This window comes from Streptomyces sp. NBC_00876 (assembly GCF_045207435.1).
In the GTDB taxonomy this organism is placed as follows: domain Bacteria; phylum Actinomycetota; class Actinomycetes; order Streptomycetales; family Streptomycetaceae; genus Streptomyces.
Genome location: NZ_CP108800.1, coordinates 4,446,700 through 4,468,147, shown reverse-complemented (window position 1 = coordinate 4,468,147; position 21,448 = coordinate 4,446,700). Strand labels below are relative to the sequence as shown.

18 protein-coding genes, 4 tRNA genes, 1 other RNA gene and 1 pseudogene are annotated in these 21,448 nt (G+C 70.3%); 9 read left to right on the top strand and 15 right to left on the bottom strand.

Annotated features, from left to right (window positions below):
- Nucleotides 1–67: 67 nt before the first annotated feature.
- Genes purL through purS form a run of 3 tightly spaced genes read right to left on the bottom strand, consistent with a single transcriptional unit; the run spans nucleotide 68 to nucleotide 3,251 of the window.
- On the bottom strand, nucleotides 68–2,317 hold the full coding sequence (gene purL / locus OG782_RS19465; protein ID WP_406452658.1) for a phosphoribosylformylglycinamidine synthase subunit PurL: 2,250 nt from the start codon (nucleotides 2,315–2,317) through the stop codon (nucleotides 68–70).
- Entirely contained in the window at nucleotides 2,314–2,994 is a 681-nt protein-coding gene (purQ, locus tag OG782_RS19460) for a phosphoribosylformylglycinamidine synthase subunit PurQ (RefSeq protein ID WP_406452656.1), read from the bottom strand. Before purQ ends, purL begins: the two co-directional genes overlap by 4 nt.
- Nucleotides 2,991–3,251: a phosphoribosylformylglycinamidine synthase subunit PurS gene (purS, locus tag OG782_RS19455; protein ID WP_311311191.1), complete on the bottom strand. Its 261-nt coding sequence runs from the start codon at nucleotides 3,249–3,251 to the stop codon at nucleotides 2,991–2,993. The genes purQ and purS overlap by 4 nt, the downstream gene beginning before the upstream one ends.
- 384 nt (nucleotides 3,252–3,635) lie before the next feature.
- Between purS and OG782_RS19450 the strand changes: the two genes are divergently transcribed.
- From OG782_RS19450 to OG782_RS19430, 5 genes and pseudogenes are all read left to right on the top strand, one after another.
- On the top strand, nucleotides 3,636–3,971 hold the full coding sequence (locus OG782_RS19450; protein ID WP_406452654.1) for an Lsr2 family protein: 336 nt from the start codon (nucleotides 3,636–3,638) through the stop codon (nucleotides 3,969–3,971).
- A gap of 164 nt (nucleotides 3,972–4,135) precedes the next feature.
- Nucleotides 4,136–4,207, top strand: a tRNA-Gly gene (locus OG782_RS19445).
- An 81-nt stretch (nucleotides 4,208–4,288) separates the two neighbouring features.
- A tRNA-Gly gene (locus tag OG782_RS19440) sits at nucleotides 4,289–4,361 on the top strand.
- Between the two features lie 263 nt (nucleotides 4,362–4,624).
- Nucleotides 4,625–5,071 (top strand): annotated as a pseudogene (locus tag OG782_RS19435) (LuxR C-terminal-related transcriptional regulator); the annotation flags it as partial.
- Between the two features lie 22 nt (nucleotides 5,072–5,093).
- Nucleotides 5,094–5,166: transfer RNA gene (locus tag OG782_RS19430), tRNA-Gly, on the top strand.
- A 60-nt stretch (nucleotides 5,167–5,226) separates the two neighbouring features.
- On the opposite strand, the gene OG782_RS19425 is transcribed toward OG782_RS19430, so the two are convergent.
- The 6 genes from OG782_RS19425 to ffs all read right to left on the bottom strand — a co-directional run bounded on the left by OG782_RS19425 (nucleotide 5,227) and on the right by ffs (nucleotide 13,988).
- The gene (locus tag OG782_RS19425) at nucleotides 5,227–6,141 is read right to left on the bottom strand and encodes a phosphoribosylaminoimidazolesuccinocarboxamide synthase (RefSeq protein ID WP_406452652.1); all 915 of its coding nucleotides are present in this window, start codon (nucleotides 6,139–6,141) and stop codon (nucleotides 5,227–5,229) included.
- A gap of 117 nt (nucleotides 6,142–6,258) precedes the next feature.
- The gene (locus OG782_RS19420; RefSeq protein ID WP_406452650.1) at nucleotides 6,259–7,722 is read right to left on the bottom strand and encodes a N,N-dimethylformamidase beta subunit family domain-containing protein; all 1,464 of its coding nucleotides are present in this window, start codon (nucleotides 7,720–7,722) and stop codon (nucleotides 6,259–6,261) included.
- A gap of 457 nt (nucleotides 7,723–8,179) precedes the next feature.
- A complete protein-coding gene (locus OG782_RS19415; protein WP_406452648.1) occupies nucleotides 8,180–9,916 on the bottom strand; it encodes a hypothetical protein in 1,737 nt (578 codons plus the stop codon).
- Nucleotides 9,917–10,181: 265 nt separating this feature from the next.
- Nucleotides 10,182–11,432 carry a phosphoribosylamine--glycine ligase gene (gene purD / locus OG782_RS19410; protein WP_406452646.1) on the bottom strand — a complete coding sequence of 417 codons (1,251 nt, stop codon included), beginning with the start codon at nucleotides 11,430–11,432 and terminating at the stop codon, nucleotides 10,182–10,184.
- Between the two features lie 162 nt (nucleotides 11,433–11,594).
- Nucleotides 11,595–13,772, bottom strand: a complete 2,178-nt coding sequence (locus tag OG782_RS19405) for a DNA polymerase III subunit gamma and tau (protein WP_406452644.1) — start codon at nucleotides 13,770–13,772, stop codon at nucleotides 11,595–11,597.
- 119 nt (nucleotides 13,773–13,891) lie between these two features.
- Nucleotides 13,892–13,988, bottom strand: an RNA gene (gene ffs / locus OG782_RS19400) — signal recognition particle sRNA small type.
- Between the two features lie 132 nt (nucleotides 13,989–14,120).
- Here ffs and OG782_RS19395 point away from each other — a divergent pair.
- Nucleotides 14,121–14,208: transfer RNA gene (locus OG782_RS19395), tRNA-Ser, on the top strand.
- Between the two features lie 78 nt (nucleotides 14,209–14,286).
- Here the strand turns inward: OG782_RS19395 and OG782_RS19390 are convergent.
- From OG782_RS19390 to OG782_RS19365, 6 genes are all read right to left on the bottom strand, one after another.
- A complete protein-coding gene (locus tag OG782_RS19390; RefSeq protein WP_406452642.1) occupies nucleotides 14,287–14,475 on the bottom strand; it encodes a hypothetical protein in 189 nt (62 codons plus the stop codon).
- A gap of 37 nt (nucleotides 14,476–14,512) precedes the next feature.
- The gene (locus OG782_RS19385; RefSeq protein ID WP_406452640.1) at nucleotides 14,513–14,821 is read right to left on the bottom strand and encodes a hypothetical protein; all 309 of its coding nucleotides are present in this window, start codon (nucleotides 14,819–14,821) and stop codon (nucleotides 14,513–14,515) included.
- A 357-nt stretch (nucleotides 14,822–15,178) separates the two neighbouring features.
- Nucleotides 15,179–15,565, bottom strand: coding sequence for an NUDIX hydrolase (locus tag OG782_RS19380; RefSeq protein WP_406452638.1), 387 nt, complete (start codon nucleotides 15,563–15,565; stop codon nucleotides 15,179–15,181).
- A gap of 65 nt (nucleotides 15,566–15,630) precedes the next feature.
- Entirely contained in the window at nucleotides 15,631–16,545 is a 915-nt protein-coding gene (locus tag OG782_RS19375) for an FAD-dependent oxidoreductase (protein WP_406452636.1), read from the bottom strand.
- Between the two features lie 4 nt (nucleotides 16,546–16,549).
- Nucleotides 16,550–17,119 (bottom strand): isochorismatase family cysteine hydrolase, encoded by a 570-nt coding sequence (locus tag OG782_RS19370; RefSeq protein WP_406452635.1) that lies wholly within the window; start codon nucleotides 17,117–17,119, stop codon nucleotides 16,550–16,552.
- Nucleotides 17,120–17,144: 25 nt separating this feature from the next.
- On the bottom strand, nucleotides 17,145–18,275 hold the full coding sequence (locus OG782_RS19365) for a helix-turn-helix domain-containing protein (RefSeq protein WP_406452633.1): 1,131 nt from the start codon (nucleotides 18,273–18,275) through the stop codon (nucleotides 17,145–17,147).
- A 213-nt stretch (nucleotides 18,276–18,488) separates the two neighbouring features.
- Here OG782_RS19365 and OG782_RS19360 point away from each other — a divergent pair, with 213 nt between their 5' ends.
- The 3 genes from OG782_RS19360 to OG782_RS19350 are packed head-to-tail and all read left to right on the top strand — an operon-like array spanning nucleotide 18,489 to nucleotide 21,403.
- Complete coding sequence (locus OG782_RS19360; protein WP_406452631.1) at nucleotides 18,489–18,956, top strand: NUDIX domain-containing protein; 468 nt, start codon at nucleotides 18,489–18,491, stop codon at nucleotides 18,954–18,956.
- A 3-nt stretch (nucleotides 18,957–18,959) separates the two neighbouring features.
- A complete protein-coding gene (locus OG782_RS19355; RefSeq protein WP_406452629.1) occupies nucleotides 18,960–19,607 on the top strand; it encodes a hypothetical protein in 648 nt (215 codons plus the stop codon).
- Nucleotides 19,604–21,403 (top strand): DUF4254 domain-containing protein, encoded by a 1,800-nt coding sequence (locus OG782_RS19350; RefSeq protein ID WP_406452627.1) that lies wholly within the window; start codon nucleotides 19,604–19,606, stop codon nucleotides 21,401–21,403. The genes OG782_RS19355 and OG782_RS19350 overlap by 4 nt, the downstream gene beginning before the upstream one ends.
- Nucleotides 21,404–21,448 lie beyond the last annotated feature (45 nt).

The window sequence follows — 21,448 nt, the reverse complement described above, 5'->3', positions numbered from 1 at the left end:
GCGGAAGCCCCCGCCCGGTCGGACCGGGCGGGGGCTTCTGCGAAGGGTGACGGACCTGTCCGCCGGGCTACGCGAGCAGCGCGGGGATCGTCCCCTCGTGCGCCGTACGCAGCTCGTCCAGCGGAATGCTGAACTCGCCCTGGATCTCGATCTCCTCGCCGTCCACGACACCGATCCGGGTCACGGGCAGACCCCGCGCCCCGCACATGTCGTTGAAGCGGAGCTCCTCGCTGCGCGGGATCGAGACGATCGCGCGTCCCGCCGACTCGGAGAACAGGAAGGTGAACGCGTCCAGACCGTCCGGCACGACCAGCCGGGCACCCTTCCCGCCACGGAGGCAGGACTCGGTGACCGCCTGGATCAGACCGCCGTCGGACAGGTCGTGCGCCGCGTCGATCATGCCGTCGCGGGACGCCGAGATCAGGATCTCGCCGAGCAGCTTCTCGCGGCCCAGGTCGACCTTGGGCGGCATGCCGCCGAGGTGGTTGTGGATGACCTCGGACCAGGCCGAGCCGCCAAACTCCTCGTGCGTGTCACCCAGCAGGTAGAGGAGCTGGCCCGCTTCCTTGAAGGCGACCGGCGTACGCCGCGTGACGTCGTCGATCACACCGAGCACGGCCACGACCGGCGTCGGGTGGATCGCCGTGTCACCGGTCTGGTTGTACAGCGACACATTGCCGCCGGTGACCGGGGTGCCCAGCTCCAGGCAGCCGTCCGCCAGACCGCGGGTGGCCTCGGCGAACTGCCACATGACGTCCGGGTCCTCGGGCGAACCGAAGTTCAGGCAGTCCGAGATGGCGAGCGGCTTGGCGCCGGAGGCGGCGACGTTGCGGTACGACTCCGCCAGCGCGAGCTGCGCACCGGTGTACGGGTCGAGCTTCGCGTACCGGCCGTTGCCGTCGGTCGCCATGGCCACGCCAAGGTTGGACTCCTCGTCGATGCGGACCATGCCGGCGTCCTCGGGCATCGCGAGCACGGTGTTGCCCTGCACGAACCGGTCGTACTGGTCGGTGATCCAGGACTTGGAGGCCTGGTTCGGGGACGAGACCAGCCGCAGGACCTGCTCGCGCAGCTCCGCGCCGTCGGCCGGACGGGCCAGCTTTCCGGCGTCGTCGGCCTGCAGCGCGTCCTGCCAGGACGGGCGGGCGAACGGGCGGTGGTAGGTCGGGCCCTCGTGGGCGACGGACCGCGGCGGAACGTCGACGATCTGCTCGCCGTGCCAGAAGATCTCCAGCTGCGAGCCCTCGGTCACCTCACCGATGACGGTGGCGATGACGTCCCACTTCTCGCAGATCTCCATGAAGCGGTCCACGTGCTGCGGCTCGACGATCGCGCACATGCGCTCCTGCGACTCGCTCATGAGGATTTCCTCGGGCGAGAGGGAGGAGTCGCGCAGCGGCACGGTGTCCAGCTCGACCCGCATGCCGCCGGAGCCCGCGGAGGCCAGCTCGGAGGTGGCACAGGAGAGCCCGGCGCCGCCGAGGTCCTGGATGCCCGCGACGAGCTTCTCCTTGAAGATCTCCAGGGTGCACTCGATCAGGAGCTTCTCCTGGAACGGGTCGCCGACCTGGACGGCGGGCCGCTTGGTGGGCTTGCTGTCGTCGAAGGTCTCCGAGGCAAGCACGGAGACGCCGCCGATGCCGTCGCCGCCGGTGCGGGCGCCGTAAAGGATCACCTTGTTGCCGGGGCCGGAGGCCTGGGCCAGGTGGATGTCCTCGTGCTTCATCACGCCGATGCAGCCGGCGTTGACGAGCGGGTTGCCCTGGTAGCAGGCGTCGAAGACGACCTCGCCGCCGATGTTCGGCAGGCCGAGACAGTTCCCGTAGCCGCCGATGCCCGCGACGATGCCCGGCAGGACGCGCCGGGTGTCGGGGTGGTCGGCCGCACCGAAGCGCAGCGGGTCCACGACCGCGATCGGACGGGCACCCATGGCGAGGATGTCGCGGACGATGCCGCCGACGCCGGTGGCCGCGCCCTGGTAGGGCTCGATGTACGAGGGGTGGTTGTGCGACTCGACCTTGAAGGTGACCGCGTAACCCTGGCCGACGTCGACCACACCGGCGTTCTCGCCGATGCCGACGAGCATCGCGTCGTTCTCCGGGACCTTCTCGCCGAACTGCTTGAGGTGGACCTTGCTGCTCTTGTAGGAGCAGTGCTCGGACCACATCACGGAGTACATGGCGAGCTCGGCGCCGGTGGGACGGCGGCCCAGGATCTCGCGGACCCGGGCGTACTCGTCCTCCTTGAGGCCGAGCTCCTTCCAGGGCTGCTCCACGTCCGGGGTTTCGGCCGCGTGCTTGACCGTGTCCAGGCTCATGCGTTGACCAGCTTCTTGATGATCGAGGTGAAGAAACCGAGACCGTCGGTACGACCGGTGCCGATCAGCGGCTCCACGGCGTGCTCCGGGTGCGGCATCAGGCCGACGACGTTGCCCGCGGCATTGGTGATGCCGGCGATGTCGCGCAGCGAGCCGTTGGGGTTCACGTCCACGTAGCGGAACGCGACACGGCCCTCGGCCTCCAGCTCGTCGAGCGTGTGCTCGTCGGCGGTGTAGCGGCCGTCCATGTTCTTGAGCGGTACGGAGATCTCCTGGCCCGCGGAGTAGTCCGAGGTCCAGGCGGTCTCCGCGTTCTCGACACGGAGCTTCTGGTCGCGGCAGATGAAGTGCAGGTGGTTGTTGCGCAGCATCGCGCCGGGGAGCAGGTGCGCCTCGGTCAGGATCTGGAAGCCGTTGCAGATGCCGAGAACCGGCATGCCCGCCTTCGCCTGCTCGATCACCGTCTCCATGACCGGCGAGAAGCGGGAGATGGCTCCGGCCCGCAGATAGTCGCCGTAGGAGAATCCGCCCGCCAGGATGACCGCGTCGACCTGGTGCAGGTCCTTGTCGCGGTGCCACAGCGATACGGGTTCGGCGCCCGCGACCCGTACGGCCCGGAGGCTGTCCGCGTCATCGAGCGTGCCCGGAAAGGTGACGACTCCGATACGAGCAGTCACTTCGACTCCTCGGCCTTCTCCACCTTCACGGTGAAGTCCTCGATCACGGTGTTGGCGAGGAACGTCTCGGCCATCTCGTGAATACGGGCGAGGGCGGCGTCATCGACCGGCCCCTCGACCTCCAGCTCGAAACGCTTTCCCTGACGTACGTCCGCGATTCCCTCGAAGCCGAGACGCGGCAGCGCACGCTGCACAGCCTGTCCCTGCGGGTCGAGGATCTCGGGCTTGAGCATGACGTCGACTACGACGCGTGCCACTGGCACTCCCGGTGTGGTGGTGTGGTGCGGCTGTTTCTCCGGGGGGTTCCCCAGACCCCCGCGGGTCCACTCAGCCTACCTGGCCAGAAATTCTACGCGGGTAGATATCAAACGGCCCGGATCACGCCGAGATATCGGTCACGACAACGGATGCGGAAAATCCTGCGAAAAAATCCCCACCGGCAGCACGCATAGAGGTTTGACACGCGCAGGTAATTGGACGGGCTTCACAATGCGGCACCCACCGCTGTACAAATGATTACCAGGGAAAGCAACATTGTCCCGAAGTGCCGGCATCAGTCGGCCAACATCCGCGCTCACAGCCGGAAGGCCGGCATCCGCGCATGTCAGACGCGCAGGTGCCGTAGGAAAGGACCGATATCCGTGGCTCAGCGCGTAGTGGTCACGCTCTCCGACGACATCGACGGGGGAGCAGCGGCGGAAACGGTCACCTTCGCCCTGGACGGTAAGTCGTACGAGATCGACCTCAATCCGTCCAATGCAAAGAAACTGCGCAAGGCCCTGGCGCCGTACATGGCAGCCGGCCGAAAGCAGACAAACGCCAGCAAGCACGGCAACGTGCCCGTCTCGTACCGGCACACCTCGCTCGCACCGGACCCGGCGGCGGTACGCGCCTGGGCCCGCTCGCACCGGATGGAGGTGCCGGCCCGCGGCCGGATTCCCAAGAAGGTCTACGAGGCGTTCCAGGAAGCCAGTTGAGCCGACGGGCCGGACGGAGGGCCGCCACGGGGCCGTCCGACGGCCCGTCAGCGGGCCTGCCGGCGACACCCTGCGGGAGCCGACTTGCGCGACACCCCTGCAGGTCGGCTAGAGTCTGGAGCACGCCGAAGGGCAAGGCCGCAAAGCCGAACCCCACGCAGCGTGCGGGTGTAGTTCAGTAGTAGAACATCCCCCTTCCAGGGGGAAGGCGCAGTGTGCAATTCCTGTCACCCGCTCTGCATCGCTCTTCTCAGACCACTCCGGTGGATCGGGTAGAGTAGTGCTCGCTCCACCGGTGAAAGCCGAGTGGCTGCAATGCGGACGTAGCTCAGTTGGTAGAGCGCAACCTTGCCAAGGTTGAGGTCGCCAGTTCGAACCTGGTCGTCCGCTCTTGATCGAAGGCCCCGGTCGATTTCGACCGGGGCCTTCGTCGTATTCGTTTCCGGGCTCACCCATGTCGTTTGCCGGCGCACCCATGACGTTCTCGTGCGCACCCCTGACGTTTGTCATGGACAGCGGTGACAGTCCGCACTCCTTCCCGCCCTGTCCGGGAGGAAGTCCTGAGTCATGACCAGCGGCGATATTCCCGATGGATCCGGCGGCCTCACGCGCACGGCTCCGCGTGAGCCCGTCCTGCAGGAACGACGATGAACGATCTGGAGATGCCGGGGGCGGACGGTGTGAGCGTCGCCACATCACTGCGGTCCGAACTCCCGGGCCGCCGGACCATGATCGTGACCAGTCACGGCAGGCCGGGCCACCTCAAGCGCGCCCTCGCGGCGGGCGTCCGGGCCTTCGTGCCCAAGACCGTCAGCGCCCGGCAGCCGGCCGGGATCATCCGTACCGTGCATGCCGGAAACCGTTACGTGGACCCGGAGTTGGCAGCCGACGCGATCGCCGCCGGGGACTCGCCGCTGACCGTGCGCGAGACCGAGGTACTGGAACCGGCGGCGGACGGGGCACCGGTCGCGGAGATCGCGGAGCGGGCCTCGCTGTCCCAGGGAACCGTACGGAACTACCTCTCGGCGGCGGCCTCGAAGCTCGGGGCGGAGAACCGTCACACGGCAGTGCGTCTCGCGCGGGAGCGGGGATGGGTATAGTGGTTCTCGCGCTTCGGCGCTTGCGGACGTAGCTCAGTTGGTAGAGCGCAACCTTGCCAAGGTTGAGGTCGCCAGTTCGAACCTGGTCGTCCGCTCGGTTCAGCAAGAAGCCCCCGGCCTTTCGGCCGGGGGCTTCTTCGTATGCTGCGGGGCGGCTACTGCCAGGGCGTACCGGTCAGGAGCTCGTACGCCTCCAGGTACTTGGCGCGGGTCGCGTCCACGATCTCCTGCGGCAGAGCCGGCGGCGGCTGCTCGCTCTTGCGGTCCCAGCCGGAGGCCGGGGAGGTCAGCCAGTCGCGGACGAACTGCTTGTCGTACGAGGGCTGGGCGTGGCCCGGCTCCCAGGTGGCGGCCGGCCAGAAGCGGGAGGAGTCCGGGGTCAGCACCTCGTCGGCGATGATCAGTTCCTCGCCGCCGTCGGCGGTGGGTGCGAACCCGAACTCGAACTTGGTGTCCGCGAGGATGATCCCGCGCTCGCGCGCGATGTCACGGGCCCGGCTGTATACGTCCAGGGTCGTGCGGCGCAGTTGCGCGGCGGTCTCGGCACCGACCTGGCGGGCCACTTCCTCGTAGCTGACGTTCTCGTCGTGGTCGCCGACGGCCGCCTTGGTGGCGGGGGTGAAGATCGGCGCCGGCAGCTCGGAGCCGTCGACGAGGCCCTCGGGGAGAGCGAGACCGCAGACGGTGCGGGACGCGTCGTACTCCACCAGGCCGGAGCCGGTCAGGTAGCCGCGGGCGACGCACTCGACCGGGACCATCCGCAGCGACTTGCAGATCGTCGTGCGGCCGGCCCAGTCCGCCGGGGCGCCTGCGGGCAGCTCCGTGGACAGGACGTGGTTCGGTACGAGATCGGCGAGCTGGTCGAACCACCACAGCGAGAGCCGGGTCAGGACGCGGCCCTTGTCCGGGATCTCGGTGGGCAGCACCCAGTCGTACGCGGACATCCGGTCGCTGGCGACCATGACGAGGTCACCGGCCTCGTTGCGGTACAGGTCGCGCACCTTGCCCGTGTGCAGGTGGGTGAGCCCCGGAACCTGCACGGGCTCGGGCTTTTCTACAAATCCGGACACGCTGCCTCCGCGTAGGTTGATCCAGGAGCTGTTCCGATTGTCCCGTATCCGGGTGCGGGCGGCTGCGGAGGGGGTGGCGGATGGGGTGGCCGGCGGCGGACGGGGACGCCCGTGTCCTCAGGCGCGCTTGCAGATGCGGTCGAGGAGGTTGGCGGTGGCCCGCTGGATGCGCGGGTCCACATGGCCGGGGCGGTCCAGGGCCGGGGACCAGGCGAAGGTGCCGGAGGCGAAGACGAGCGCGCCGGACGGGGCCCGGTACAGGGATGTCTCCTGGTGGCGCGTGACACCCTCGCTGTCCGCGTACGGGGAGTGGGCGAGCAGGATGCGGTTGTCGTGCTCGGGGAGCGTGGTGCGCGGGAAGTAGCGGTCGGCCTCGCCGGCGACCAGGCCGTCGATCTCGTCGCCCTCACCGGCGCCCGTCGCGTCCCAGAGCCAGTGCTCCGCGTTCCGCACGACCAGGGGGTGGGGATCGGGGACCCGGCCGGCGTACTGGATGCCGAGGAGCTGCTGCTCGGCGCGGTCGACCTCGCGCCAGAGCGCCGGTTTCCCCGGTCCCCGGCGTTTGCGGCAGGTGAGCAGCCGGTCGGGGACGCCGGACGGCGACGGGGCGAGGCTGACCTGCCAGTACATGGTGTTGGCGGAGAGGAAGACCAGCGAGGTGCCGTTGTCCCGGGCGCGCTCGGCGGTCCGGCGCATGGACACCGACCAGTACTCGTCGTGGCCCGGGAAGACCAGGCCCCGGTAGCGGCTCGGGTCGACACGGCCCGCGTGCAGGTCACGGGTGTCGGCGTAGGCGATGTCGTAGCCGTAGCGCTCGGCCCAGCGGATGAAGTCGTAGGCGTGGCCGACGTGCAGCGGGAGGCCGGCGCCCGCGTAGGGGCGGTCGAAGGAGACGGTGACGGCCGCGTCCTCCTCCCCCAGCAGTCGGCCCTGTTCGTCCCAGGCGTGGTACAGGCTGGCGCCGGTGTGCCCGTCCTCCGGATAGAGGTTGTACGCCTGCCACGTGATGTCCGGGAGGATCAGCAGCAGATCGGCGGGCTGGTCGTCGCGGACCGTGAACGGGATGTGGGAGCGGTAGCCGTCGACCGTGGTGAGCACGGCGACGTACGCGCCGATCGACCAGTAGGTCGGGATCTGGAGCCGCCAGGACTGCCACCAGTGGTGGCAGGAGACCGTGCGGTCGGCGGTGAGGGGGGCCGGCTGAACGATGCCGGAGAGCCGCGGACTCGTGGTGATCTTCGCGGCGCCGTCACCCCCGTAGTGACCGATCCGGTAGATGTCCACGGAGAACTGCTGGGGCGGGTCCACCGTGATGTGGAAGTCGATCGCCTCGCCGGGGGCCGCGGCGCCGGTCGAGATGAAGCCCTTGATCTGCCGGCGGACGTCGTCGGCGGTACGGGTGCCACCGCCGGTGGAACCGCGGGGCAGCGTGGGGTCTGCGTACCAGGGCACTACCTGACCGGTGTCGTCGAAGTAGTTCTCACTGCCGCGCAGCCAGGGGAGGGGGCCCTGGCCGAAAGGGTCCGTGACGGCATGCGCGAGGGCACCCGACTCCCAACGACGAATCTGCTCCGCCCCCATAACGCTCCCCTCCCTCAGGCCCCCGGAACAACTGTGGTGCGCCGATTGTCAGCGTCGCTCCCCAGCACATCACATAACGCATGCACTCCGTCACCCTTCGTCGCGAATTGACGTGACCGGAACCTGCCGTTCCGAATGTGGAGCGCCCTCGGAACACGTATCGCCGTCCGTCCAGGCTTGTTTGAGACGTTCCGTAGGCGACGGAGGGAGCCGTTTCGGGCGGGTGGGATGGATGGGGTGAGAGAGGTGGGCGGGGCGCAGGGGCCTGCTCAGGACGGGAGGGCAGGGTGAGTGGGACGCAGGGGTTGGGCAGAGGGCGGGCTGGACGGGCGAACAGACCCTGCCTCAGACGAGTCGGACAGGCTGCCCTGCCTCAGACGAGTCGGACAGGCTGCCCTGCCTCAGACGAGTCGGACAGGCTGCCCTGCCTCAGACGAGTCGGACAGGCTGCCCTGCCTCAGACGAGTCGGACGGGCTTGTCCGTGCGTACGCCGACCGCGGCGAGCCAGGTGCGCAGAGGCCCTGCGTCGCCGTCCTCGACCAGGCTGAGGACCGGGCCGCCGAGATCCGACCGGCGCTCGCCGTCGACGAGCAGCGCCGGGCCGTCCAGCCAGTCGAGGCCGGGTGCCGCGCCCGCAGTGTCGACGGCGGCGCAGCAGACCATCGCCGCGACATGGTCGGCGAGCAGCTCGGTCCCCGTACGGGGCGGCTGGAGCGGGAAGAGCGGCAGGGGGTCGGGCCCCCACAGGTCCAGCACGTCATCGCCGCGGCCGCCCGTGCCGCCGGAACCGCCGGGGGCCGGCTGCGGGGCCTGTTCCTGCGCCAGGGCCTCGTCACGGGCCACCGCCGCGCTGATCCCGGCCGCGAGCTCCTCGCCGCTGCCGTCACCCGCCGCGAGATGGTCGACGACGCGCGCCAGGGTCGCCACCCCGCCGGCGGCGGTCGCGGGCGGGGTGCCCATGGTGTCCAGGACGCGGTGCAGCCTTGCCGCCTCGGTACGCCACTTCCGGTCGACGACCTCGTCGGGATACTGCTGCCAGTCCACCGGCGCCCAGTCGGGCCCCGTCTCCGCGGGGCCGCCGTGGAAGAGCCGGGCGGCCAGCAGGGACGCCGCCTCGTCGGCTGCTCCCGGCTCCTCCAGGAGGTCACAGGCAGGGCGCTCGCCGAGCCGGGAGGTGAACCCCTCGGCCAGCCGGTCACGCCGGGAGAGCTCGGTGAGGGCGGAGACCACGCCCACGTCCAGCTGCGAGGGCCAGCGCCCCATCCGCCAGGCGGGGAGCGCGACGCGGGTGAGCAGCCGGTCCCAGCCCGCGTAGGCGAGCCCGACCTGCTCCTGGGCGACGATCCGCAGCCCGTAGTCCACGGCCTGGGCTCGCGTCGACGCGGCGGCGGCGACGCCCCGCTCCATTTCCGTGGCGTGGCTGCGACAGCTGCGCAGCAGTACCCGCGCGATCCGGCCGATGAAGGCGCGCGGCAGCCGCAGGACCGAGCGCAGCGGCCCCCGGACGGGTGTCGCCGCGTCGGCGACCGCGCCGTCCAGACCTCGGACGAAGCGCCGGGCCGCGGCTATGTCGGGGTGGGCGGAGGGGCCCGTGCCGGCGACGACCGGGGCGAGCACCGCCCGCAGCTCCGCGACCCGCATCCACCAGAGGAACGGTGAGCCGATGACCAGGACGGGCGCCGCCTCCACCCGGCGGAACCGTCCCGATGCGCGCTTCGGGCCGTCCTCCGGCCCGCTCGGGTCACGGCGGGCGGCTTCCCTGGCCGCCCGGTCCGCGGCCGGGTGGGTGCGGTCCTCCAGCCAGCTGTCGCAGTCGGGCGTGAGCGCGATGGCCGAGGGCGCGGGCACACCGAGCCGCTCCGCGAGGTCACGGACCAGCCGGTAGAGATCGGGGGCCGCCGCCTCGCTGAGCGGGACGGTCGGGCTGACCGCCGGCTTCGCCCGTACGACCGCGATCGCGACCGCTGCCGCGATCAGCAGAACGGCGACGGCGCAGACCGTCACGGCCCAGCGCGCCGCATTCCAGCCGCTGCCGTCGGCGAAGCCCTGCGCGCCTGCGGCGAACAGCACGACGGCCGCGGCGGCCGGCAGCAGTGCCACGGCCGTCGCCCTGCTGCGGATGCGCAGCAGCGCGAGCGCCCTGGCACGCGCTGTCTGCGCACCCAGATCCTCACCTGTACCGGTACCGGACACGGCCGGACGTCACCCCCTCTGCCCCGCGGCGGTGTTGCTCACTCCCCCACTGTGGCACCCGTCACTGACATCGCAATGCCGGTGGGCCAAGTGCCGGAACGCTTGCGCCGCACCCTAGTTGGGGCTTCGGCAGGCGTCATCCGGATGGCTCAGTCGTCACTCGATGGAATGGCTTTGGGCAAAGGTGCTGACGCGCCGCTGTCCATGGGGCAGCGGCGCGTCAGTGGTGGTCAGCGGTGCGTGAGTGATGGGCCGGCGGTACGGCTCAGGCCTCCGCGGCCTTCTTCGCGATGTCCGTACGGAGCTGGGAGCCGTCGAGCCGGATCCGGGCCGCCGCCGCGTAGGCGCGCTCACGGGCGCCGGCGAGGTCCTTGGCGGTCGCCGTCACGGAGAGCACCCGGCCCCCCGCGCTGACGACCGTGTCGCCCTCCAGCCGGGTCCCGGCGTGCAGGACGTACGCGTGCGGGGCATCCTGTGCCGCGACCTCGTCGAGGCCCTCGATGGGGTCACCCGTTCGCGGGGTGTCCGGGTAGTTGTGGGACGCGATGACGACGGTGACGGCGGCGTCGTCGCGCCACTTCAGCGGGGGCAGCTCGTCCAGCGTGCCATTGGCCGAGCCCAGCAGGACACCGGCCAGCGGGGTCTTCAGACGGGCCAGGACCACCTGGGTCTCCGGGTCGCCGAAGCGGGCGTTGAACTCGATGACCCGTACGCCGCGCGAGGTGATCGCGAGACCCGCGTACAGCAGCCCCGAGAAGGGCGTGCCGCGGCGGCGGAGTTCGTCGACGGTCGGCTGGAGGACCGACTGCATGACCTCGTCGACGAGCTTGGGGTCGGCCCACGGCAGCGGGGAGTAGGCACCCATGCCGCCCGTGTTCGGGCCCTCGTCGTTGTCGAGGGCCCGCTTGAAGTCCTGGGCGGGCTGGAGCGGCAGCACGGTGGTGCCGTCGGTGATCGCGAAGAGGCTCACCTCGGGGCCGTCGAGGAACTCCTCGATGACCACGCGGTCGCAGGCCAGCGCATGGGCGCGGGCCGCCTCGACGTCATCGGTGACGACGACGCCCTTGCCCGCGGCGAGACCGTCGTCCTTGACGACGTACGGGGCACCGAACGCGTCGAGGGCCGTGTCGATCTCGGCAGGGGTGGTGCAGACGTAGCTGCGGGCGGTCGGGACGCCGGCCCCGGCCATCACGTCCTTGGCGAACGCCTTGGAGCCCTCCAGCCGGGCGGCCTCGCCGGACGGACCGAAGCAGGGGATGCCCGCGGCGCGCACGGCGTCGGCGACCCCGGCGACAAGCGGCGCCTCCGGGCCGACGACCACCAGCTCGGCACCCAGTCCGGTGCCGAGGCGCGCGACGGCAGCGCCGTCGAGGGCGTCGACCGGGTGCAGTTCGGCCACCTCTGCGATGCCGGCGTTGCCGGGGGCGCAGTACAGAGCGGTGACGTCGGGGTCGAGGGAAAGAGAGCGGCACAGGGCGTGTTCGCGGGCGCCGCCGCCGATGACGAGGACCTTCACGGGGTGCAGCCTAGCCGCCGGTGCAGTGCGCTCTTGACGGGCGCCGCTCCGTGGACACCCCCGGCGCCCGCCCCGGCGAGGGCCCGGCCCCCGGTGGAGGACCACAGCGCCGTACCGGCCCCCCGCTTCTTTGTCCCCGCCCCCCGTCCCCGTCCGGCCCGCCTACTCGTTGTTGAACTCCTCGACGACCGTGGCGCCCAGTTCGCGGACGATCAGGTCGTGGCCGGACAGGGCGGAGTCGACGAGGTCCGGATCGTCGGCCTCGGGGGTGTCGTCCTCGGGGGCGACCGACCGGGGCGGTTCCGGAGCTGCGTACGACGGGGGCGCGGTCTCACCCGCGGGGCTGCCGCCGCCCGGCTGGTGCTGCTCGGGCGCGGGCCGGGGCTCGTAGGCCTGCGGTGCGGGGGCCGCGGGGCGCTGCGGGGCCTGCGGTGCGGCTGCGGAGGGACGGCCGCCGCCGGCCTGCGGGGGCTGTCCGGCACCGCCCGACGGGTCGACGATCGCCTCGATCTTCCACTGGGCGTTGAACCGCTCGGCCAGTGCCTGCTTCAGCACGTCCTCGCTGCCGCTGCTCGTGAAGTTGTCGCGGGCGCCGGCGTTGAGGAAGCCGATCTGCAGGGTGGCTCCGTCGAAGCCGGTGACCTGCGCGTTCTGGCTGAGCAGGATCCAGGTGAACCGGCGGCGGCCCTTGACCGCCTCCAGGATGTCCGGCCACATGTTGCGCACCTGTCCGGCGCCCTGCGTCATGCCCGGAGCGGGCTGTGCGGCGGCGGGCGCGGGGGTGGCAGGAGTGGCAGGGGCGGCCGCCGGCGCGGGGGTGGCCTGGGGGGCCGGTGCCTGGCCCGGGGTGGAGGCCGTCGGCCAGCCTCCGGGCCGGCGCCCCTGCTCGGGTGCGGCGGCAGCGGGCCAGGCGCCCGGCCGCTGACCGGCGGCTGGGGCGGCCTCGGCGGGCGGCGGCTGGACGGGGGCGACGGGCGGGGCGGCCTGCACGGGGGCGGGCGGCGGCGGGGGCGCGTCCCCGCGTGCTGCGGCGCGCGCGGCAGGGGGCCCGGACCCGGCCTCCGGCTGCATGACCGGGGCTTGCACGGGTGCTTGAGGTGCGACGGGGGCGGGGGCATGGGCCAGGGCCTCGGGCCCGGGGACGTATCCCATGGCGGGACCGGGGCCGGTGGTCGCGAAGGACGCGCCCCGCTCCAGCCGGTCCAGCCGGGCCTGAAGGGAACGCTCGTCGTCGAAGGCCGCGGGCAGCAGCACCCGGGCGCAGATGAGCTCGACCTGGAGCCGCGGCGAGGTCGCCCCGCGCATCTCCGTGAGCCCCTCGTTGACGAGGTCGGCGGCGCGGCTCAGCTCGGCGGCGCCGAAGACGGACGCCTGGGCCTGCATCCGCTCGACGACATCGGACGGTGCGTCGATGAGCCCCTTCTCCCCGGCGTCCGGCACGGCCGCCAGGATCACCAGGTCGCGCAGCCGCTCCAGAAGGTCGGCGACGAAGCGCCGCGGGTCGTTGCCGCCCTCGATGACCCGGTCCACGGCCTCGAAGGCCGCGGCCCCGTCGCCGGCCGCGAAGGCCTCCACGATCGAGTCGAGCAGCGAGCCGTCCGTATAGCCGAGCAGGGACGTCGCCATGGCATACGTCACACCCTCGTCGCCCGCGCCGGCCAGCAGCTGGTCCATGACGGACATCGAGTCACGGACGGACCCGGCACCTGCCCGCACGACGAGCGGCAGCACCCCGTCCTCGACGTAGCTGTTCTCCTTGCCGCACACCTCGGCGAGGTATTCGCGCAGCGTCCCCGGCGGCACGAGCCGGAACGGGTAGTGATGGGTACGCGACCGGATGGTGCCGATGACCTTCTCGGGCTCCGTGGTCGCGAAGATGAACTTGAGGTGCTCCGGCGGCTCCTCGACCACCTTCAGCAGGGCGTTGAACCCCGCCGATGTGACCATGTGCGCCTCGTCGATGATGTAGATCTTGTAACGACTCGACGCGGGCCCGAAGAACGCCTTCTCCCGCAGATCACGGGCATCGTCCACACCACCGTGCGAAGCGGCGTCGATCTCGATCACATCGATCGATCCCGGCCCGTTGCGCGCGAGGTCCTGGCAGGACTGGCACTCCCCGCACGGCGTGGGCGTGGGCCCCTGCTCGCAGTTCAGACAGCGGGCCAGGATGCGCGCGCTGGTCGTCTTGCCGCAGCCTCGCGGACCACTGAACAGGTACGCGTGATTGACCCGGTTGTTCCGCAGGGCCTGCTGCAGCGGGTCAGTGACATGCTCCTGACCGATGACCTCGGCGAACGACTCGGGGCGATAGCGGCGGTACAGCGCAAGGGACGACACACATACGAGGTTATCGGGGCGGACCGACAACCGGCCCCGGACCGGGCACACCACCGGCTCCCGGAACGCCCTCACCACGGAAAACCCACGCCCCTGGACACGTACCGGGCCCCGGAAAACACAAGGGCCCCCCACGCACCCGCCAGAGCCAACCTACCCTTGCTGCCTTCCGGCCCTGGGGGAGTTCAGTCAGATAGCGCCACGTGAGGGGCTGACGCCCACCTTAGCCGATCCCCACCCCCACAAGTCCACCTCCCCCACCCCCGGGAAGCCCGCCGGGACGGCTCCGGGACCTCCTGCGGGGAACGGGTTCGCGAGCACTCCTCAACGTCTTGTATTGTTTGCCGCGGAGGATTCGCCTAGTGGCCTAGGGCGCACGCTTGGAAAGCGTGTTGGGGGCAACCCCTCACGAGTTCGAATCTCGTATCCTCCGCCATTGCTCTCACCGGGCAATACGTCGAAGGGCCCCACCGCTTGCGGTGGGGCCCTTCGACGTTGAGGGTTGCAGTTCCGGCTATCGCCCGTTGAGGACGGACCGGCACACGTTGCAGTACATGGCGGCGTTCAGCCCGTAGCGCCGCATCATCTGGCCGCAGCCAGCGCACAGCCCGAGCTCCCACGGCGGGCATCCCAGTGCGGCCGAGGCGGCGGCGCGTTCCACGGTGGTGATCTGCAACGGGTCGCGGGAGCGCTGGACCGGCATGCGGGGAAGCGTGAAGCCACCGGTCGGCTGGTCGAGGTCACGGATGGGCCGGCCGTCGCTGACGAACCAGCTCTCCCCCCCCTGCTCGGCAGGCGCGGTCGATTTCCTGCTCGGCGAAGCTGATCACATCGTCCTCCTCTTCGGCCGGGGCTGCGGGCAGAGGTGTCTTCTCGCCGATGAGCTCCTGCCACAGCGCGCAGTCGTCGGCCGAGACCCACATGTGCCGACCGGCACGGCCGCTTCCTCGGTTGGGCACGTAGACCGGGACGCTCTCACCAGTGGCGCTCTGCAGGACTAAGTCCTCGATGAAGACCGGCTTCTCCTCCGGGAGGCACAGTGCGGGCACGAACCAGTCCGCGTGAATCGCGCCACAGTGGCCGGCACCCTCACTGATGAGGCAGTGGCACGACCCCACTGCTGTGCTCACCGAGGCAGCGGCCCGAAGGGAACTGGGCACGGTGGCGCACATGAGTGACGTACTCGTGTGGCGGCTACGCCGTTCAGCCGGCCTTCCTGCCGACCCCCGGCACCTCCAGGTCCCGCCCACTCATGAGAGGCGCCCGGTTGTCTCACCGGAGCCAGTAGCCCGGAGCGAAGTCATGCCTCTGAATGGCTCCCCACGGCGGCGCTGAACCGCACGTTCCAGCCCTGCCGCACCAGCCCCACACTCGTGGCGTTTCAAAGGGAGCAGGCTCGGCAGGGCTCACGCCAGCAGGACAGCGTCGAGGTAGCGCTGCACCGGCTCGAACAGCCCGTACGGCACGTACTGAGGAATTTCACCGAGCGTGGCCCAGACCGTGTCGGCCACTTCACCAGCGCTCGCCACAGCCGCCTCGCCCCCGACGGGCCGACATACGACGTAGTGAATCTCCCGGCCCGTCAGAGGGTGCACTCGGCACCCCAGTGACTTTTGTGGGGCCACCCGTAGCCCGGTCTCTTCTTGGGTCTCACGTACGGCGGCTTCTTCGGGTGTTTCGTCGGGTTCGATCTTTCCCGCCGGGAACTGCCATGAGAGGGCGCCTTCCGTCACGCGTCGTTGTACGAGCAGAACGCGCGCATCCCGAGCGACGATGGCAGCAGCGACCGCCATTTCTGCCCTTCTGGTCACAGGGGTTCCCCCTCCGAGAGCCATCCTTGACGCACAACACCGTGGCCTTATCCCTTGATGGGCAGGTCCCTGGCCAAGTAGTAAGCGTGCAGCGCTGCCTCGCTGCCGGAGCCCAGGGCGGTCATGATCCGTTGGAAGCGGGCGGAGCGGAGGTCGCCGGCCACGATGACGCGGGGGTGCTGGTCGGTGGGCGGGCAGTATCCGTCCGTGCCACGGATCAGGTCTCCTGGTGGGACTGCTGGGGCGCTTCCCAGGCTGAGGAACGCCGCGGCCGCCGTGATCGTCCGGTGGATCCCGTCCCGTCCCACTGCCTCGGCCGACAGCTGGGCACCTTCCCCACCGTGCAGCGTCAGGTGATCGACGGGGAGGAGTGTGACCCGTGGGTCATCGCGGATCTCGTCGATCTTGTACGCGTCGGTCGCCGGGTACGCCACGAGGAGGCGCGTGCCCGTGGTCGGGTGGGCGCGCAGGAAGGTGCCGATCGGGCGGTCGCCACCGAGGACGAGGAGGGTCCGGCCTTGGGCGTCGTCGGCGTTGGCCTGCCAGAGCGCAGGCAAGGTCAGGTCGGCGGGGGCGGTGATCCAGGGCGCGTCGCTGGGTTGGAGAGGGCCGACGCCCGTGGCGACGATGGCGTACGGGGCGGTGGGGGTAGCGCCCGTGTCCAACGTGACGGTCACCTGGTCGTCGTCGGCGTGAAGCTCGTTGACGTGCCGACCGAGTGCGAGGCGGCACAGCTCCGTGTTCTTCAGCTCGGCGTCGATGGCGTCGGCCAGCTCGGGGCCGCTGGTGTAGCCGCCGATGACGTTGTTCAGGGCCGGGATCCGGTACAGGTTCCGGCACAGCCGGTCCGGCTCGACCAGGATCGAGCGCATGCCGACGCTGGCGGCCATGCGTGCGGCAGCGCATCCGGCGGGTCCGCCGCCGATGATGACGAGGTCGGTGTCGTACAGCGTGTCGCCCATGGGGCTATTCCAGCACCGGGGCCCCGGCATACGCGGCGAGTTGATCGACCACGTGGTCCGCGGTGACAAGTTGGCCGGTTCCGATCAGGCGCCGGGCGACGACGAGGCCGGCGGCGTGTACGTCAGGGCCGGCGTCGCTGGCGCAGGCATCGGTGACGATCCAGGGTGCGTAGCCGTGTTCGAAGGCGTCGGCCGCGGACTTCAGGACGCAGCTCTCGGTAGCGATTCCGCAGAAGACGAGGTCGGTCCATCCGCCCCCGCGGACCAGTTCGGCTGCCTGGAGGGTGAAGAGCGTGTAGCCGGTCTTGTCGACGACAGCCTGCGCGCGGGCTGCCGCATCCGCGAGCTCGGGGACGATGGCGGTCTCCGGTGGTCCTTGGAGTCGGCGCCACTGGAAGAAGCGCTCGTAAGGGCTGTCCGGATAGTTGAAGTACCGGGTGAAGATCACGGGTCGGCCCGCGGCGGTCCACTGGGCGACAAGATCGGAGACCGCAGGCACGGCGTGGCGGCTTCGCTCGTTCACGAAGCCGTTCTGCATGTCGATCACGACCAGCGCGGCGCTGCCGATGTCCATCCGTTGCTTCTCCTGCTCTGTGTTCTCACCCGACGCCCTCTCGCAGAGCGTCCTGCGCGGCGCGCAGCCGTTCGGCCAGCCCGCTGGTCTTCATGATGGCCTCCCGCATCAGAACGTGTTGAGCGGTCTCCTGGGCTCGGGCGGTGGTGAGCCGGGAGGAGGCGGCACGCAGGAAGCGCCAGCCGTACTGCTCGGGCATGAAGGGGTCCTGACCGTCCTCGATCATCTGCTGCACCTGGCGGGTGAAACACCAGAGGGCTTGGACGGTCAGTTCGCAGGTGACCAACTCGTCGATCGTGAGGCTGCGCTCGCGGGAGTGGGACGCGTAGGCGACGCCGGACCAGCCCGCGTAGGCGGTGGACACACCCCGTACGCCGAAGGACACGATGTCGGGGTGGTCGAAGCCGGTGGCGAGGAGAGGCTCCTCGCCACCGGCCAGAGGAGCGGGCCCGCCCGGGGCGCCGCGGTCGACAAGGACGGAGGGCGTGGACAGCAGGCGCAGGGCGGTGTCGTGAGCGTCGCCGGACCAGGGCCCCGAGGTGAGCCAGTAGAGGGAGAGGACGTACTCGGGGTTGGGAACGCGGGCGGGTTCCTCGTCCAGGAGGTCGCGGAGCTTGTCTCGTGCCCAGGGCAAGTCGGAGGCGTAGGAGCGGTACCGCCAGACCGCGAGGTCGGTGAGCGCGGCGGGCTTGTGCGGCTGAAAGAGGTGGAAGACGGCCACCCCGCACGCGAAGACGTGAAGGACGCATTCCTGTGCCTCGGGGTGGTCGACGCGTGCCGAGGAGGACTCCAGCCACTCGTCGTGAGTGCTCGGTCTCATGTGCGCGCGGAGTCGGCCGGCGCGTTCGGTGCCGATGAAAACTGGCAGGAACTTGTGGGAGTCGACTTCGATTCGGCCTGTCACGGGTGGCGCAGCGCCGTTTGTTCCCAGTGCCGCCGCGAACCGCGTCTGCGCTTCGCCCGACGCATGGTCGAGCGCGGTGTCGAGCACAGCCTGAGACTCGGCACGCGGCTGGTAACCCGCGCCACCACCCTCCCAGTTCGACACGGTCCGGTCGCTGACCCCGAGGTAGGCGGCGAAGTCACGCAGGCTCATGCGAAGGGCTTCGCGCAGCAGCCGTGCTTCGCGGCCGGACCATCTCTGCACAGTCACCACCGTCGTACCCCCCGCCCGTCACCTGGTGAAACGCCGAAACCCCCTGTGCGGGCAGTCCTGTTCGGCATAACTGCGGCATTGCTGCAGCACCCGTGCGTCACACTCAGCGATCAGTTTGCACCATGCTGTATTCACGAACCGGGGAAAGTGGCCACAGCCAAAGAGCGCCCCTCCGCCCGTTCTCTCCGGTTACACACCCAAGGAGCAAACGGCATGACCGACATCGTCAAGCGCAACGCCCGCGCCATCCTTCTCGACGGCGACGAACTGGTCCTCATCAAGCGCACCAAGCCCGGCAGGGAGCCGTATTGGGTGTCGGTCGGCGGAGGCGTCGAGGCAGAGGACGCGACCATCGAGGCGGCGCTGCACCGGGAGGTGTTCGAGGAACTGGGCGGCAAGCTGGAGCGCGCCGAGCTCGTGCACCTCATCACCGACGTGCTGGAGGGAGGCGTCGGAGTCCAGCACATCTTCGCGGCGCGCCTGGAGTCGATGGACCTGGCCGCACGGACGGGCACCGAGTTCGACAAGCCGGAGCGGGGCGGGTACGAGGTGGTCCGGGTGCCCTTCACCGCCCAGGCCGTCCGTGAGCTGAACCTGATGCCACCGGAGTTGGCTGAGTTCATCGCCACGAACACCGACGCGATCAGCTCCGTTCTCGACACACCGATCCGCGAGGCATGAGCGATGGAGCGGTTACCGGCCTTCGTCAGCCTCAACGGCCCTGACAACGTCGGCAAGACGACCCACCTCGATCGGCTGGCCGCGCGCCGTCACGTCTTTCAGCCGCTGGGGGCTGTCCACGAGCACGACCCCGAGCCGTGGGCGCGGGTAGCGGCCGGCGACTACGCCCTGTGGTGGTTCGAGACGTCCACGACGGTCGAGCTGACGGAGATGTTGCTCGTCGGTCACGCCAAGCGGGCCGCCGCACGCGAGCCCGGTCGTACGGGACTGCTGGACCGTGGCCTGCCCATGCTCCTCGCTGTAGCCACTGCAACATGCATGGTCAAGGACGGGCTGACGGTAGGCGAGGCGTTCAAGACCGTGACGGACATCGCCGGTTCGCGCGCCACCGCATCGGAGACCTCGGTGCTGCTGCTCGCATCCCTCGACGCCGAGCGTAGTTACGCCATCACCAGCGCCCGCGAGGGCCGCCCGTGGACCGGGATCTACCCGGCCTATCAGAAGACGCTGCACGCCGTTCTGCTTCACCAGGCCGGCCACGGCACGTACGCCGCCGTCGTGGACTGCGAGAACCGCTCCTTGGACGACGTGCACAGCGCCGTACTCGATCACCTTGACCTCGCTCCACTCACCGACGGGAGTCCCCGATGACTCAGAACTCCCCGCCCCTGGTGCTGCCTCCGGGGCTCGCCCGCGCCATGGCCACCCTCCAGGACAAGGACCGGCACCGCCTGGACGACACCGTCACCCGGCTCCACGCCGTCAACGGGCGTCTGTGGGACACCGAGGACCGGGTGCGTAGCACCTTGCTCTCCGCCGCCCAGGTCGCCGACTGCAAGCGAGAGATCGACCAGCTCAACGCCGAACGCAACGCCCTCGCCGAACGGGCTGACGAAGTGCTCGGCTCGCTGGCGGACGCGGGCCGTGCCGATGTGCCGCTGCACACCGAGACGCTCGCCTCCGTCGTGGACCGCATGTCGGTGCTGACGCTGCGGATCTGGCACAGCGAGCGTGCGGCGGGCCGCGATGAGCTGGCCGCGCGACGTGTCCCGGCCCTTCACGGGCAACGTGAGGAGCTGTGCGCCGCTCTCGACGCGCTGGTCTCCGATGCCGTCGCCGGCCGTCGTCGGCTCCCCGTGCCGGCCCGCTTCAAGCTGTACGGGCGGGAGGACGTCGCTCCGGCGGAGATCAAGCCGAGTCGGCATCTGCGCCAGGTACTCGCCTTCGGCGGGCTGAGCGAGTGCGGGAAGAGCACCAGCGCACAGTTCGTCCAGCGGACCTGCGGCGCCCAACGCCTCAAGATCGGCTTCCTGTTACGGCAGGCAGCCCATCGGGAAGGGCTCGCGGACCCGTACGCGCTCTCAGCCCGTCGGCAGGCCGAACTGCTCCTCGGTGAGCTGAACCGCTTCGCGGACGCCCACGTCGACACGAAGCTGTTCACCATCGAGTCCGTCCACGACGATGCCTCAATCGCCGAGCTCAAGCAGCTCATGGGCAACACACTCCAGATCGTCTACCTGGACGCCTCCTTCGCCGTACGCGTCGAGCGGTCCGGCACACCGGCCCAGGCCGTCGCCGCGAAGGACGAGATCAAGATGAGCCGCGGCGCCCATCAGGTCGCCGCTCTGGCCGACCACGTCATCGACAACACCGGCAGCATCGCAGCCCTTCGCGCCCGCCTCCGGCGCATCGCCGCCCCGCCCTCCACGCCTGCGCTGCGCGTGGCCACCCCGTACGGGCTCGGTCTTCCGGCAGCAGTCGCGTCGGCGACGGCCGACTTCACCGACGCGGTACGGGCGTACGGACCCGGCGTCCGACTCGTCGCCCTGACCGGAAGCCCCGGAGAGGGAACCTGGATCGCCGGCTGGTCCGACCTGGACCTCATGGTGATCGCCGAGCACGAGGTCATCGGCGGGATCCATGAGGCCCTGGAGCAGTACAGGACGGCCCTCGGCAGCGCGGCCTCTCTCGGCCCCACCCTCGTCACGCCCGGAGAACTGACCGCCCGACGCCTCACTCCGCGCCTGGCTTTCGTCCTTCACCAGCTCCAGCAGGGCAGCCCCGTCCTGCATGCGGCATCCGACCTCGAACTTCCGACGATCAGCCGGGACGAGCTCGCGTTCGCCGCCCTCCGCGAACTGCCCCAGGTCATGATCACCATGCGCCGTCTGCGTACTGCGGAGGGAGCGACCGCCCTGCGGCAGCTCTACAAGCACCTCGTGCTTGCCTGCCGCCTTCTCCTGCGCGAGCACAACCAGTGGGAGTCCGGCCCTGACCGGATCCTCGCCGCCGCCTCCCGCATGCCGGGTCTGACGGCCCTCGCGGTCCCTCCTCTGGCCGAGGTCGCGAACGCTTGGCGTGACGGTGACACCAAGCTCGTCCTCAAGCCCGTCACCGCGGCGGTCGACCAGCTCCTCACCTGGTACGCCCTCCAGCTCGCCGCCTGAACCACGCACCTCTCCGTCTCCCCTCTCCACCGACAGGAGCTTCGT